Raw genomic sequence first — 15,155 nt, forward strand, 5'->3', positions numbered from 1 at the left:
ACAAGCGATAAGTTAAATGATTGTCGAACTTAATATAGATTGAACGTACGTTATGAGTACATTGAAAAAACTTCAGAACTACATGGGTAAACGGAAAGTGCTTTTGCCTGCGGCAATGCTGCTGTCTGCCCTAAGTGCCCTGGCGGGCATGTTGCCTTATATCCTTATTTGGCTGATTGTGAGAGAACTGCTTGAACACGGAGAGATAACCTCTTCCGGTAATGTGGTGACGTATGCTTGGTGGGCGGCAGGCATGGCCGTGGCGAGCATCGTCCTTTATTTTGCCGCATTGATGTCTTCGCATCTTGCAGCTTTTCGGGTTGAATCGAATTTGCGTAAAGAAGCCATGCGCCAGATAGTGCGTATGCCTCTCGGCTTCTTTGACATTAATACGAGCGGACGTATTCGCAAGATTATAGATGACAATGCAGGGGTTACCCATAGTTTTCTGGCACATCAGTTGCCCGACCTTGCGGCTACTTTTCTAGTGCCGTTGGTAGCTGCCATACTGATTTTTGTGTTCGATTGGATACTCGGTCTGGCATGTATCGTCCCTGTAATTATTGCCATGCTGGTTATGGGTTTTATGATGAATGCGGAGGGACGGCAGTTTATGAAAAGCTACATGACCTCTCTGGAGGAAATGAATACCGAAGCTGTAGAGTATGTGAGAGGAATTCCCGTAGTGAAGGTTTTCCAGCAGACTATTTACTCTTTCAAAAACTTTCACCGCTGTATCATGAATTATAATAAAATGGTATTCGGCTATACACGAATGTGGGAGAAGCCGATGTCGCTCTATACCGTAATAATCAATGGTTTTGTGTTTTTCCTTGCTCCGTTGGCTATTTTGCTGATTGGTTATTCAGGTAATTATGCATCGGTATTACTTAATTTCTTCCTGTTTGTTCTCATTACTCCTGTATTCTCCCAAAGTATCATGAAGAGTATGTATCTCAATCAGGCTTTGGGGCAGGCGAGTGAAGCTATCGGACGTCTTGAGAATCTGGTTGCTTATGAGTACCTGACTGTTGTAGAGCATCCACAACCGGTAAAGGAATTCAGTATTCAGTTCGAAAAAGTTTCCTTCAGCTATCCGGGAGCTAATCAAAAGGCGGTGGATGATGTTAGTTTCACTATTCCGCAAGGAAACACAGTAGCTCTTGTCGGAGCTTCGGGCGGAGGGAAAACAACGATTGCCCGTCTAGTTCCCCGTTTCTGGGAGGCAACGGAAGGGAAAGTTTTAATAGGTGGCATCAATGTAAGAGAAATCGCTCCCGAAGAACTGATGAAATATATTTCTTTCGTGTTCCAGAATACAAAGCTGTTCAAGACTTCTCTGCTCGAAAATATCAAATATGGTAATCCCGACGCGACAATGGAGGAAGTGGAACGGGCAGTAGATATGGCACAATGCCGGGAAATTATCAATAAACTTCCGCTCGGACTGAATACGAAGATTGGTACGGAGGGAACATATCTCTCCGGCGGGGAACAGCAACGGATCGTACTGGCACGTGCAATCCTGAAAAATGCTCCCATCATTGTACTGGATGAGGCGACTGCTTTTGCCGACCCCGAAAATGAGCATCTCATCCAGCAAGCCTTGAAAGAACTGACAAAAGGAAAAACCGTATTGATGATTGCTCATCGTCTTTCAAGCATCACTGATGCCGACAATATCCTCGTCATTGACAAGGGGAAGATTGCGGAACAAGGTACACATGCCAACCTGCTTGGAAAACAAGGCATCTATTATCATATGTGGAATGAATACCAGCAATCTGTTCGCTGGACAATAGGAAAGGAGGTTTCTAATGATTGAAGTAATAAAAAGACGTTTTGCCCTTTCAACTAAAGGAGCGAAAGATTTCTGTAAAGGTGTGTTTTTCACTACACTGCTCGATATTGTATTGATGTTGCCGGCGGTATTTGTTTTTCTCTTTCTTGAGGAATATCTTCGTCCTGTGTTTCAGCCTTCGGCTTCGGTGACGCATGGTATTCTCTATTATAGCATACTCGGTATTGTCTTTATGATAGTCATGTATATATTTGCGGTATTGCAATATCGTAGTACCTATACCACCGTTTATGATGAGAGTGCAAACCGGCGTATCTCATTGGCGGAAAAACTTCGCAAGTTGCCTCTGGCTTTCTTTGGCGAAAAGAATCTTTCCGACCTCACCGCCACGATTATGGATGACTGCACTGATCTCGAGCATACTTTCTCGCATGCGGTTCCTCAGTTGTTTGCTTCCATTATCAGTATTCTGCTTATTACCGTCGGCATGGCATTTTATAACTGGCAGTTGACGATTGCTTTGTTCTGGGTAGTGCCGCTTGCTGCCGCAATCCTTCTTTTCTCGAAGAAGGAAATACAGAAAAGCAATGAAAGTAATTATCTGAACAAGCGGATGGTGACCGAGCATATCCAGGAAGGACTCGATACCATTCAGGAGATAAAATCCTACAATCAGGAGAGAGACTATCTGGAAAAACTGGATGCGAGCATTGATACCTATGAAAAGGTATTGACTCGTAATGAACTGGTGCTCGGCATGTTGGTAAACGGTTCCCAGAGTGTATTGAAACTCGGACTGGCAAGCGTTATTATCGTTGGTGCCAATCTCTTGGCTTCGGGTACGGTTGATTTGTTTACCTATCTTATATTTATGGTTATCGGGTCGCGTGTGTATGCTCCGGTCAGTGAGGTGATGAATAATATTGCCGCTTTGTTCTATTTGGATGTGCGTATCAATAGAATGAATGAGATGGAAGCATTGCCGGTACAAAACGGGACTACCGAATTCACTCCTCAAGGTTATGATATCGAATTCAGACAGGTAGACTTTGCTTATGAGCAGGGAAAACAAATTCTGAATAACTTGTCTTTTATTGCCCGACAAGGTGAAAAAACGGCTTTGGTTGGTCCTTCGGGTAGTGGCAAGAGTACGGCGGCCAGGTTGGCGGCACGTTTCTGGGATATCCAGTCGGGAAAGATTACCCTCGGCGGGCAGGATATCAGTCGGATTGATCCTGAAACTTTGTTGAAAAACTATTCCGTTGTCTTTCAGGATGTAGTTCTTTTCAATGCTTCCATTATGGATAATATCCGTATTGGCAAACGGGATGCTACGGATGAGGAAGTCCGGAGAGTTGCCCGCTTGGCACAATGTGATGAGTTTGTCACTAAAATGCCGCAGGGATACCAGACGATTATCGGTGAGAATGGAGAAACATTATCCGGCGGTGAGCGTCAGCGTATTTCCATTGCCCGCGCTTTGTTGAAGGATGCTCCGATTGTTCTGTTGGATGAGGCTACGGCTTCGCTTGATGTTGAGAATGAAACCAAGATACAGGCGGGTATATCTGAATTGGTACGTAACAAAACGGTGCTGATTATTGCGCACCGTATGCGAACCGTTGCCAATGCCGACAAAATTGTAGTATTGGAGAATGGAAGTGTTGCTGAAATGGGAACACCGGAGGAATTGAAAAAGAAAAATGGTATATTTGCCCGGATGGTGAACAGACAGGTTACAAATATGAATTGATAAATAGCAACGATACTATGCAATTTTTGAAAGGAGATATACAAGAGGGAATCTTGAAGGCAGCCGAAGAAGTGTTTCTGGAAAAGGGATACAAGGATGCCTCTATGCGTGAAATAGCTTCGAGGGCAGGGGTGACGGTGAGTAATATCTATCATTATTTCACCAATAAGGATGAGATATTCCGTACGATTCTGAAACCGGTATTGAATGATCTGTATGCTATGATTTATAATCACGATGCAGATCAGATGACGATAGACGTCTTTATGGATTCGGATTATCAGAAAATGTCTGTACGGGAATATATCAGATTGGTCTCTGAACATCGTGACCGTTTGCGGTTGCTGCTTTTTCAGGCACAAGGTTCTGTTTTGGAGAACTTCCGTTCTGAATATACAGATTTGATGACGCGTACGATTTCTGTTTTTTTTCAAGGAATGAAGCAGAAATATCCGCATATCAATATAGCAATAACTAACTTCTTTATTCACCTGAATACGGTATGGTTGTTTGCCCTACTCGAAGAGCTGGTGTTGCATCCTGTGAAGAAAGAAGAGATGGAGAAGTTTATAGCGGAGTATATCGCTTTTGAAACGGCTGGTTGGAAAGAGCTCATGAATGCATGAGCTCTCTCACTTTATTCTCTTACTGATATAAAAAAACGTCCGGCTTTCACAAGCCGGACGTCCTTGCCTCTTTTAGAATATGTCATCTATTCATATTCCAAAATGAATACATTATATGGTTTTTCAACTTAACAACCAAATAAAAGAAATGCGGGTGAATCACTTCGGCCGATTTCTATGTATTTTTAATGTGGCTACGTAATATAATTATGACTAATTAATTTAATTCTGATACTGCAAAGATAGGGGCTTTCCGCTTTTCCCGCAATCCCCTAAAATGGGTATTCTTCTATCAATTACTAGCTATATATAGTGGTTCAGGCGTTTGCATAACTATGCATCCCTCCAAGAACATAATTTACCCCGAAATAGGTCATTAAGACGGTCAGGAAAGCAAGAATCATATAGATATGGAAGAATAGAGGCTTGCGGAAAATGCGCAGACTTTGTGAATGGAAGGCTACTCCATATACCAGAAAAGTAATCAGTGCCCATACTTCTTTCGGGTCCCACGCCCAGTATCGTCCCCAGGAAACGTTTGCCCAAACTGCTCCCAGAAAGATGCCTGCTCCTAAAAAGAAGGTGGCAGGGTAGAGCAGCAAGCGGCTGACTAGCGTCAACTGTTCTATCCGGTTGTCTTGTATAGCGTCGTTTCCGGAGACATTGTTTTCCGATTCTTTTTTCCGGAGGCATAATGCCAGTATTCCGTTTAGCATGATGAATGCCAATAGGGCATAAGACATCATAATCAATGAAACATGAATACTTAGCCATGGAGAGACGAGCACCGGCATTAATGGGGTTATCTGGGGATTCATTTGTCCCAGATAGGAAACCAACAAAGCAAAGCCGGAGAGGAGGAATCCGAATGGAAGTATAAATGAAAATCTTCGATGGAGCAGACAGGCTATCAAAAGAATACAAAGAGCCATAAACTGCATGGTTTCGTAACCGTTGCTAAGTGGAATACGACCGCCGATGTACCAGCGCAGGCAATATCCTGCTAAATGGAATATGAAAGCAAGATAGAGTGCAACAGAAAAGAAAGTTCCTGCTGTGCGGGAAATCGTTTTGGCTTTGGGCGAGAGGATATTTCTTTGCAGGCTGTTATGAAGTAGAAGCAGGAAAGACAACACTCCCAATGACAGATTTATCATAAAAAGAATCTTGCTGAACGGAATCCGGTTGTAGAGTAATTCTGCTTTCACTTCCAGTTCGGAGAGAGGTTGCACGCTGCCATCAGTGGGTAATGGATGGATGAATGTTCCTTTTTCCAACATCAGGATCAGGCCTACTTTTTCATCTGTTTCCTGGATTGCTTTGGCGAGTTTGTTTTGTTGTCCTTGTTCACGTTGCCAATGTTCACGGAGACGGTAAACAGAACCGTCAAATAAATCAGTTAATCGAGCATAAGGTGTTTGTAAGTTTAATAAATGCTGTAATTCTGTATTTTTGATGTATATCAATGGCTCATTTCTCCACACTTCCGGATAAAGTAACCAGCCACCTATCACTTGTTCAGGTGTCAATCCTTTATATGAAGCTTCTCCTGTCAGTTTCTGAATGAAATCACGGGCTAATGTGTTGAAAGGTACTACCCGGTCGTGATAAATAACCTGTTCCTGTGCTAAACTGTCCGCTTGTGTTTGTTTCAATGCAGGAAGGAGTTTTTTTTGTGCTTGCATGTTACCTGCAAGGCAGAAAATAAACAGTATAAATACACCTCCTTTTTTAAGTAGCGGGTGGTTTAGCAGGCGTCGGAAATCACTACTGCGGGAAAATAGTAGCCAAATCATGGAGAGACCGAGCAGGATATATCCTGCATAAGTCACTCCTGTTCCCCATGGATCATAATTGACAGTCAGCCAGCTCCCTTTTCCGTCATCATCGAAAGATGACTGATAGAAACGGAAACCTTGTGATGTAAATATACGATTCATTGAAATCTGTTCGTGTAATAGAACATTTTTCTGTCCGGGAAGAGAGTAGGTGATATAGCTGATGTAGTCTGCCGGTGCTTCTGTTCCGGGATAGTATGCTATACGGAAACTATCTAGTTGTATTGTGAATGGCAGATCAGCTTTTCTGCCGCTTTCCGATTCCAGGAAACTGTCTATCGTTGCCCCCGGAAGCAAGTGTACGTATCCTTTTTTGCTTCCGATAAACGTAATCATGGCCCCCACCAAGATAACGAGGAGAGAGCCATGAAACAACAATATGGGGAACCGTCGCCATAAAGCGCGTCGGATGAGAGCAACAAGTGCAATGGTGGCAATTGTTCCCCACAAACAACAAAACCAACATGTATGATATATATTTCTTTCTACAAAATCTGTCCCATACGCTTGTTCTACGAAAGTAGTCACAGCGAGTAGTCCCACCAGACAGATATATAAGATAATAAGTAACCTTTTCAACTGTATAATCTTTTATGATATTAAAATGGAGCGTATTCCTTGTTCTTACATTCTTTCACTCCCATACATTCCATCTCAATCAACCATCCGGGACGGCATACCGGAGCATGAACAAATACTTTAGGAGTATGTGGGAAACGTTTGTCATACATTGCTTTAACAACTGTATAGTCGGCTATGTCACGCAGATATACAATCATTTGTCCCAAATCTTCAAATGTGCAGTCCGCTTCTTTCAACAGGGTTTCCACATTCTCCCACATTCGTTCTGTCTGTTTGCGGATGTTGCCGGGATATACCACATCGCCTTTGTTGTTGATACTTGCCGTTCCTGAAATAAATACCTGTCGGCGGTCTCCATAATCTACATACGTGCCACGTTCAAAGCTTACTCCATATTCATAAGTTGGGTTCAGATGGGTAGGAGCATAGAGGAAATGAATCTGTTCCGGTTGCATTCCTGCTACAGCGTAAGTATCCATTTGTACCAGTACTTTCGGGTCGGCATGCCGGCCGTCGATGCCTGTGCTGGAAATATAATGTGTTTTTTCTGTCAGGTTTTGGGTGACGAAAACTTCATTACGTGCTTTCACTACTCCGGCATAATTCACATCTACATTTTGCACGAAAAACCATGTACGGATACAATTGTCTGCCAGTTTACAACCTTGTTCCAGGAGTTGCATCACATAGTCGTTCAATAATAGACGGGTCTGGTATTCCGAATTGGCGGCACGATTGAATGCACTACCGCCCCAGAAGTGGCGATAGGCACTGTGTTTCACCTCAAAAAGCCCGTTATGTAAGACTTGTGTCTGTACATCTGTCAACAGGTAAATCCATAAGGCTATTTTTGTTCCGTCCAGCGGGGGCTGTTCCACAATGGAAAGTGCGCAGTCCGAACCTTCGGTTGTCAATGCCAGTAGTGTATCTGCCTGATTGGCAGCGTCACTAAGGAAATAACGTTTGAGGATGGCAACTGCTCCTTTCAATTCTTGGGTAAGTAAATAATCGTAGGTGTTTAATACTGCATTCAGCTGTTCTTCGTATGTATCTTCCGGTTTAGTAGAATGAATGATAATATGATACTCTGAAGCTTCTCCTCCTGCATTATATTTAAAAATCTCTGTTAGCGTCTTTTCAGACTGAATATTCTGTTGTTTTTTGTTGTTCATATCAGTTGGGTAAATAACTATTTATTCTTGCGCACCGTTATTGATCCAGTCGTCAATAAGGGTCAAAATCGGAGATGATACTATTTCTTTTGAGTGATCGTATCCCCAGGTTGAACTAATAGTGGTATTCAATAATGTGTGCAATACGCTTTCTTGCGCACTGCCCGGCTTGACGAGTAACATGCCATCTACTTTCTTCGACGGGCGGTTGACCAGTGCCTCGTAACTTTTGCCTTCTGTCAGATACAGGTTGGCTGCTGCCGAACTACCTCCACCATGACAGTGTGCGCATGTCGTATTAAATACTTTTTCTTGAATACCATGGTACATACCTACATTTACAGTTCCCACATCCATAAGGATGGTGTCGTCAACTGCTGTAAGGTCGTCCATTGACTGAAAACTGATAACTCGTTTTCTCAATTTATTAATAACGCACAATTCAATAGTGGTTACTTTATCACTGACTCCTGTCATCGTAACCTGGATCTCATCATCTTCGACCGCCGGAATTGTTTTGGTGACAACGGCATACTCGCTCTCATCACTGAAGCCTGCCACTACAACACTATAACCATCGGGCCATTTACTGATACCATTGATCTTACCGCTCATCTTCAGCGTGCGTCCTTCTTCTGATAGGGTCTCTGTCTTTTCGTAAATACGTCCGTCATCGCATGATGTGATGTATGCCAATAACAGTAGATAACCTCCGAAAAGAATATATTTTTTCATAAACAAATCCTTTCTTGTGCTATTTAGAATGTATACTGGAGTAGAATACTGGCCGAATGTACTGCCAAACCTAAATCGTCGTTATCCCGATCAAGTTGGGTATCATGACCTTTACGGGCAATATACTGGTACATCGCTTGTAACTTCAGATTACAGTTCTTGAAAAAATAGTTCATACCCACGGCTGGCATATTTAGAAAACCATTGGTGTCCATTCCGTTACGGTTGAAGAAATCATAGCGTGCAGCTGCTTGCAGACGGGGGGCAACGAAGTAACCACCTTGTACATAGCCGCCCAGGTAATTATATGACTCGGAAATCTTTTGTCTTTTTGTGAAGCCAACATTCATATAATAGACTTCAGCACCCAGGTAAAGTTTGTTCTTTAGCATTGCAAACTCCAATCCGGCACGATAATCATTGGTACTTTCATTTTCACTTTCTACATTGATAGAGGTAGAAATACCAAACATGATTTTGTCTTCATTCAGCCTGTTCGGATTTCCCTGTGTAGCGGGCATCACTCCTTTAGGCATATAGGTGAAACGTCCGGCGTACAGTAAAGACGGAATGTGCCAGTCATCACTAAATGTTTTTGTTGCTGTATTTACCGCTGCACCCGTACCGTTGAATAAACCGATTTCATACCCGAATTTATCAGCTACCAAACCGTGAATCTCTACACCTAAATCGAATCCGGTGCCAATATTGGGTGTTACCGCATTCAAAGAATAGGGGAGGATAACGGGAGCAGTCAGTGATACTGGCAAACTAGGTAACAATGTTTCTCCCAGTGTTGTCAGGTAGGCATGTGAAAACGGAGTTTTGAATTTACCGACCCGGATGGCAAACTGCTTTTTCAGTTGAACATCAAACCAGGCTTGTTGAAGTAATGCGCCTCCACTGGCTGCCGCATTTATGGAAAGGTTGAAAGATACTTTATCGAAAGCCTTTCCGGTGAATCCGAGTACGGCGTAAGGAACTGAAAATCCGGAGTTGGCTATGTTATCTTGATTGTATGCTTTATCCAGTCCTTCATCGTCGTACCAATTGAAGTTTGCACTGGTCTGTACGAGCAAATAGGGTTTGAATACAAAATCTCCTTTCTTGGTTTCGATAGTGAATCCTTCTCTTCCAGCTAATGATACTACACCATTTTCTGTATCTTCTTCATGTTGTGCCATAGCGGCCAAAGGCATTATGGCAGTCAGCATGGCAATGATTATAAATCTCTTCATAATTACTTTATATATACTACTTTTAGTTTAAAGTGAATTTAAAAATGCAATCAGCGCATCCCGGTCTTCCTTACTCATATTCTTAAATAAGTTCTTTGATGCTTCTCCTTCTCCGCCATGCCACATGATGGCTTCTGTCAGATTGCGGGCACGTCCGTCATGCAAGAAATAAGTATGTCCGTTGACCTTTTCTTGTAAGCCGATTCCCCAAAGAGGGGTAGTACGCCATTCGTTTCCACGTGCCAGCCCGCTTATATAGTTGTCGTTCAGTCCGACTCCCATAATTTCAGAACCCATATCATGTAATAGATAATCAGAATAAGGGTGAATCGTTTGACCGCCTAACCACGGGAGTTGAGTATTATTTAATAAAACACTACCACGTGTCTTAGTGTGTAAAGTGGTCACATGACAGAGATGACATTTGGCTTTATAGAAGTTCTGTTCCCCTTTGATTACTTGCGGATCGTTTACATTACGCCGGGCGGGAACACCAAGACTTTGCATATAGAGATCTACGTTTTCCATCTCTTCTGTGCTGACATCCAGTTGGTCGTAAGAAAGCCCCATCATGCTACCTTGGTTTACTTGTATTTGTCCTTCACAGATTTCTTCCGGATAGCGGCTGTTGGTAACGCCCATATCACTGGAGAATCCCAATTCTACAGTTAAATCGGCATGTTGAGCTTTGTTGCCGGACAATCCCAGACTTCTCACTCCGCGTTCGGTGATGTAATTACATCGTCCGCTGATTCCATATTCGGGATAATTACTTTTTGCTGCAAGTGCTTCAATTTCAACAGGATCTAGTGCCATCATTTGCCCCATGCCTACATGGCGTAATGGAATACGTACGGTACAAAACAAATCTTCCGGTTTGATTTCTTCGGCATACCATTCAGATATAGTATAATTGGGTTTGCAAAGTGTGTAGGCTTCTCCATCAGGGAAAGAAAATGTCTCGTAAGTGTATTCCACAGACAGTTTGCCTTCCGGTTGCACTCCATAGATTGCCTGGTCATGAAGCACACGTCCATAATCTTGAAAGAAAGCTCCGTTTTTACGGGATATGTAGACTAGCATGGAAGAGAATCCATAGCTGCCCGATCCACCCTCTGTCCATAAAGAGGGTTTGGTACGTCCCGCATTCCGGTGGCAACTGCCGCACGAATAACCGGCATAAACGGGACCAAGTCCGCCGCCATGACCGTTGTTACTTGTACGTACATCGTCATATAGTCTGTCACCTCGGGTGAAACGTACATCGTATGCTCCTGTTATCCAATCTGCAGGCGTGTCATAAGCAACAGACGAATTCAAGAAAATAGTTGATGTTCCGGCTGATAGAGCATAGCCCTCCGGAATCTCGATATCCAATATGTCAATTCCGTCATCATCACAGGCAGAGCATGCCAACAGGCAAAAGAAAGAGAATGAATATTTTAGAAAGTGATTCATTGTTTATTGACTTTGTTTCAATAATATGTTTTAAACATACCAAAGAAGTAAAGGTGGATCATTGAATTCCAACCTTTACTTCTCAATAATATCTTAGCTAAGATAAAGCTTTATTGTACTTTACGTGGTTCACCGTTTTTGTAGAGAAGGAATTCCAATGTGTGGAAACCGCGTACATTTTGTGCCGATTCGACAGCAGCTTCATCATCACCTTCACTCCATTCGAGATCACTCCAACTTTGAGAATTCAGTATTTGTACAATAGCATTCTGATCCAAAGGCCAGCTGTCCATGTTAGGATCAAGTCCCATTTCGTCTACCGGACCGAATAAGAAAGCTTCGCTCTTTTCCCATGGTTCACGGGCAGTGATCCAAGCATCACAAGCTGTTTCAAAAGCACTATTTGACGGATTGTCTGCAAGGACTATTACTGCATTGTAGAGAGCGTCATTTTTTTCTTTCAAACTTTTGTAGGTAGGCACTACTACTGCATCTACATATTGTGTTACTACAGGATTAAGTACTGCGTCCGTATTGATATTGTTGCTATTATTTGCAATATAGGATTTTAAGTCATTCTTCAGTATACTTTCCAGCTCTGCACAAGCATCCATAGCTGCTACCGTTTCGTTACTGGGAATATGATTACGGAAAGGTTGCGGAATATCCTGAATGGCTTTTGCCGCTTTTTGGATAGCATTCTTTATCTTGGTATCTAATGATGAATTAGCACCGGCGATAACAGTAGATAAAGAATTAGCATTTATATTACCGTCTAAAGAACCGTAATATGCATTCCGGATGGAATAAATGTTATTGGTATAGTCATCACGAGAATGCCAGCTGTACCAGGATTCCACAGCATATAATGCTTCTTCAGTATTTCCGGCTTTATACAAGTTGTATGGGTCACCAATTTTGGCAGTACCGACTTCATTGGCAATTTCCGCGCATTTATCCACGATTTCTTCCACACAGCTCAAGGCGCTTGCGTAAGGAGAGCCACTATGAGCCTTGAACAGGGAAGCATAGCTTTCACCTCCTTTATAGCTTGAATTCCATGCGTTGTAGAGATTGGTTGCATCTGTTTTTAGAAGTGCTGCTACATTTCTCATGTAGTTATGCCAGCTTGATGCGTTTTCAGGAGTGTAATCAATATTGGCAGGATCTACTGTTGGGTTGTCATCATCACTGCTGCAAGAAGTTGTTGTGAATGCTAATCCCAATATTAGGGCTGCGACATAAAAGAATTTTGTTTTCATCATATAAAAATTAAATAATTGATTATTTGTTATTTCTTAATAAACCATCCTATATAGGCAATTCCAATAGAAAATTCGTTTTCACTGTTGTATGACTTTGATACGCCAAAAACTTTATTTGTACCAATCTGGCGGGTTGCATAGTCTGCTTTTATCACTAAGTTTGGCAAAGCGTACCAATTTAATCCCGCTGTCCACATACTTACTTGGCAACGTTTTTCCATCGTTTGCCCTTTTTCCCCTTTCTCTTGTGGGTTGTAGTATTCATAGCGGGCAAATGGATAGATTACCGGAATCTTTTTATTGCCTCCGAAGACCGAGCGGATATTAATGCCGGCTTCTGCTGCATAACTTACGGCATTCTTCGCTACCGGAGCCAGACGGCTGTAAGGCGATTTATTGGATAATTTGACATTTGCCTGACTTACTCCTAATGAATTTCCTAAATTTCCATATAAGATATTACCGCGTGCCGTTACATATTTATTGCGATACTGTGCATCTGCGGTGAAGATTCTTATCGGAATTTTTCCATAGTTTGCATAAGTCTGTTCTTTATCAGAGTTGGCTCCTGCATCTGCACAATAATAAAATGATGCACCTACACGTAAACCGGGAACTCCTTTATAATCTAAACGAAATACATACGCGGGAGAAGTGAAGTTGTCTTCCTCAAAGATTCCCTGTTTGCCACTACCTACCCATGTGTTACGATCGAATCCATTAGGGTTCAGGCCTGCTACCACCATAGCTTGGTAATCGAAGCTTGCATACCCTTTTCCGAAAGAACCAAAGATTTCCAGACCATTTTCATGCCAGGTAGAAGGCAAAAGGCTTGTTTCACCTTCCGGGCGTGAAGTTCCGAAGAAATTGATCGGTTCATGGTGTGCGTTAGTCAATCCTACCGGAACAATAATATGTCCGGCACGTACATTGAGGGAGCGGTGAATTAAACGTGTGATGTGAAATTGTTCGATAGCTACTTCACCTCCTTTTTCAACTTCTGTTTCGTATTCACCGTTTTCGGTGTTTTCTAATTCGAAAGCTGTACCTGTTCCACCAGATTCGAACTCAATCTCTGCACCGAGTATCCATTTGGAATTGAACTTATAATCAAAAGCTAAAACGAAACGGGGAATTGAAATGGTATTCCTGTTTTTCTTTGGATTACCATCGTTTCCTCCATAGAAACGGTTGATGCCATAATCTTTAAAATTAGCGACCATTTCACCGTATCCTCCAAAACGGAATTTTGTATATTCTTCTGTAGAAGAAGAATTACTACTTTTGGAAATTTCTTTTGTCTCCTGTGCTGGAATTGTAAGAGAAGGTAGGAGACTAAGAATAACGATTGCTGTTATTTTTCTCATCTTTTTAATAATTTTATCGGCTGCAAAGTTAGATTAGGTTAAAAAATGTGGCAATACCTAATATTAGGCATAGTTGTTTCTTAAATTCAGTATATGTAGGTAATTTTAATCTAAAGAGTAAAAAAATATAGTAGTAGATAAAATAAAACAGACAAAGGTGTATTTCAGTATGATAATTTTTACTGATATACACCTTTGTCTGTTGTTAGTGTGTAGAGTTGTCTTTATTATTTCATAGTGTCACCGATTTTGTTTGTAATTGAGCGAATCGTTTCTTCTACAACCAGTTTCCTTGAGTATATCTACCATCAGGAAACTACCTTTTCAGAAACGATTCAACTCAGACAAACTACATACAAACAAAGCTAAACTTATGCTAAGGTTATCGCTTAAACTGCCATCTTTATACCTTCTTTTTTACTGCAATATCGTTTGCATTGCTGGCAAAGGTCATATCCCAGCATGGCTCCTAAAATAAAATCTTCTTCAGCAGTCAGTTGGTTTAAAGGACGGATGATGATGTGCCGCATGGCTTCCATACATTCTGCCTTTCCAAAAAACAGGTTGATTTTATTGGTACCTACTTCCTGTATCATATAACTGATCTTTTGATTTTTCAATCGGCGGATGGCAAATTCTTCGTGCTCTTTACTCATTGTGTAAAGTACCATGTTGCGTACGCCTTTCTTAAACTCATAAATATGATTAAGAAAAATTCGGATTTCGCCGGGGATGATTCTTTCAGTTGCCATGATGCAAAGTATTCTTTTTATGTTAAGGTAAAATTAGCTAATTTCTTGTTTCACTTGTTCGGCCCATGCGCTGATACGTTCGTCTGTTTTGCTATCTTCGTTGACTTCGTCAAGTGGAAGACCTACAAACTTACCGTCTACGACGGCAATGGAAGAATCGAAGGTATAGCCTGCAGTATCTGTTGCTCCACAGAATTTGCAGTGGGTATCTTTCAGATCTTCATAAAGAATACCTATTGCGTCACAGAATGTGTCGCTATACGAGTCAGAGTCGCCGCAACCGAACAGGGCTACAGATTTGTGGGATAAATCACACTTCTTTAAAACTTTTACTCCATCGTACCAGTCATCTTGAAGTTCGCCTGCTCCCCATGTGGAAGAGCCGAGCACCAATACATCATATTCATTGACTAATGCCTCTGTTAGCTTGGATACATCAAATACATCTGCCGATGGTACATCTAATTTCTCTGCAATTCGACGGGCAAGGTCTTCTGTTGTTCCTGTTGTGGAACCATAAAATACACCAATTTTATTCATCTTTGATTCGTTTTTAAATGTAACGCTG

12 protein-coding genes are annotated in these 15,155 nt (G+C 41.9%); 3 read left to right on the forward strand and 9 right to left on the reverse strand.

Annotated features, from left to right (window positions below; translation table 11 throughout):
• Positions 1-52: 52 nt before the first annotated feature.
• Genes AB5217_RS00210 through AB5217_RS00220 form a run of 3 tightly spaced genes read left to right on the forward strand, consistent with a single transcriptional unit; the run spans position 53 to position 4,180 of the window.
• Positions 53-1,825 (forward strand): ABC transporter ATP-binding protein, encoded by a 1,773-nt coding sequence (locus AB5217_RS00210; protein ID WP_032846673.1) that lies wholly within the window; start codon positions 53-55, stop codon positions 1,823-1,825.
• On the forward strand, positions 1,818-3,554 hold the full coding sequence (locus AB5217_RS00215; protein ID WP_004300132.1) for an ABC transporter ATP-binding protein: 1,737 nt from the start codon (positions 1,818-1,820) through the stop codon (positions 3,552-3,554). The genes AB5217_RS00210 and AB5217_RS00215 overlap by 8 nt, the downstream gene beginning before the upstream one ends.
• A 17-nt stretch (positions 3,555-3,571) precedes the next feature.
• Positions 3,572-4,180 (forward strand): TetR/AcrR family transcriptional regulator, encoded by a 609-nt coding sequence (locus tag AB5217_RS00220; RefSeq protein WP_004300131.1) that lies wholly within the window; start codon positions 3,572-3,574, stop codon positions 4,178-4,180.
• A gap of 317 nt (positions 4,181-4,497) precedes the next feature.
• On the opposite strand, the gene ccsA is transcribed toward AB5217_RS00220, so the two are convergent.
• The 9 genes from ccsA to fldA form a co-directional block, all read right to left on the reverse strand.
• Complete coding sequence (gene ccsA / locus AB5217_RS00225; RefSeq protein ID WP_032854222.1) at positions 4,498-6,597, reverse strand: cytochrome c biogenesis protein CcsA; 2,100 nt, start codon at positions 6,595-6,597, stop codon at positions 4,498-4,500.
• A gap of 20 nt (positions 6,598-6,617) precedes the next feature.
• Positions 6,618-7,772: a Rid family hydrolase gene (locus tag AB5217_RS00230; RefSeq protein ID WP_032846671.1), complete on the reverse strand. Its 1,155-nt coding sequence runs from the start codon at positions 7,770-7,772 to the stop codon at positions 6,618-6,620.
• A 21-nt stretch (positions 7,773-7,793) separates the two neighbouring features.
• Positions 7,794-8,507, reverse strand: a complete 714-nt coding sequence (locus tag AB5217_RS00235) for a hypothetical protein (protein ID WP_008999702.1) — start codon at positions 8,505-8,507, stop codon at positions 7,794-7,796.
• Positions 8,508-8,530: 23 nt separating this feature from the next.
• Positions 8,531-9,745, reverse strand: a complete 1,215-nt coding sequence (locus AB5217_RS00240; RefSeq protein ID WP_004303732.1) for a porin — start codon at positions 9,743-9,745, stop codon at positions 8,531-8,533.
• A 27-nt stretch (positions 9,746-9,772) separates the two neighbouring features.
• Complete coding sequence (locus AB5217_RS00245) at positions 9,773-11,203, reverse strand: di-heme oxidoredictase family protein (protein ID WP_004311875.1); 1,431 nt, start codon at positions 11,201-11,203, stop codon at positions 9,773-9,775.
• Positions 11,204-11,313: 110 nt separating this feature from the next.
• Complete coding sequence (locus tag AB5217_RS00250; RefSeq protein WP_004300125.1) at positions 11,314-12,468, reverse strand: imelysin family protein; 1,155 nt, start codon at positions 12,466-12,468, stop codon at positions 11,314-11,316.
• A 26-nt stretch (positions 12,469-12,494) separates the two neighbouring features.
• Entirely contained in the window at positions 12,495-13,835 is a 1,341-nt protein-coding gene (locus tag AB5217_RS00255; RefSeq protein WP_004300124.1) for a hypothetical protein, read from the reverse strand.
• A 389-nt stretch (positions 13,836-14,224) separates the two neighbouring features.
• On the reverse strand, positions 14,225-14,587 hold the full coding sequence (locus AB5217_RS00260; RefSeq protein ID WP_004300123.1) for a DUF2023 family protein: 363 nt from the start codon (positions 14,585-14,587) through the stop codon (positions 14,225-14,227).
• Positions 14,588-14,620: 33 nt separating this feature from the next.
• Positions 14,621-15,127: a flavodoxin FldA gene (fldA, locus tag AB5217_RS00265; protein ID WP_004311873.1), complete on the reverse strand. Its 507-nt coding sequence runs from the start codon at positions 15,125-15,127 to the stop codon at positions 14,621-14,623.
• Positions 15,128-15,155 lie beyond the last annotated feature (28 nt).

The sequence above is a fragment of the Bacteroides sp. MSSM.1001136sp1_RTP21357st2_D2_RTP21359_211015 genome, from assembly GCF_040913205.1.
GTDB classification, from domain to species: Bacteria; Bacteroidota; Bacteroidia; order Bacteroidales; family Bacteroidaceae; genus Bacteroides; species Bacteroides ovatus.

Excerpts from the sequence above, each read along its gene's own strand:
- AB5217_RS00210 (WP_032846673.1), top strand. The coding sequence starts at position 53 with ATGAGTACATTGAAAAAACTTCAGAACTACATGGGTAAACGGAAAGTG.
- AB5217_RS00215 (WP_004300132.1), top strand. The coding sequence starts at position 1,818 with ATGATTGAAGTAATAAAAAGACGTTTTGCCCTTTCAACTAAAGGAGCG.
- AB5217_RS00220 (WP_004300131.1), top strand. The coding sequence starts at position 3,572 with ATGCAATTTTTGAAAGGAGATATACAAGAGGGAATCTTGAAGGCAGCC.
- AB5217_RS00230 (WP_032846671.1), bottom strand. The coding sequence starts at position 7,772 with ATGAACAACAAAAAACAACAGAATATTCAGTCTGAAAAGACGCTAACA.
- AB5217_RS00235 (WP_008999702.1), bottom strand. The coding sequence starts at position 8,507 with ATGAAAAAATATATTCTTTTCGGAGGTTATCTACTGTTATTGGCATAC.
- AB5217_RS00240 (WP_004303732.1), bottom strand. The coding sequence starts at position 9,745 with ATGAAGAGATTTATAATCATTGCCATGCTGACTGCCATAATGCCTTTG.
- AB5217_RS00245 (WP_004311875.1), bottom strand. The coding sequence starts at position 11,203 with ATGAATCACTTTCTAAAATATTCATTCTCTTTCTTTTGCCTGTTGGCA.
- AB5217_RS00250 (WP_004300125.1), bottom strand. The coding sequence starts at position 12,468 with ATGATGAAAACAAAATTCTTTTATGTCGCAGCCCTAATATTGGGATTA.
- AB5217_RS00255 (WP_004300124.1), bottom strand. The coding sequence starts at position 13,835 with ATGAGAAAAATAACAGCAATCGTTATTCTTAGTCTCCTACCTTCTCTT.
- AB5217_RS00260 (WP_004300123.1), bottom strand. The coding sequence starts at position 14,587 with ATGGCAACTGAAAGAATCATCCCCGGCGAAATCCGAATTTTTCTTAAT.
- fldA (WP_004311873.1), bottom strand. The coding sequence starts at position 15,127 with ATGAATAAAATTGGTGTATTTTATGGTTCCACAACAGGAACAACAGAA.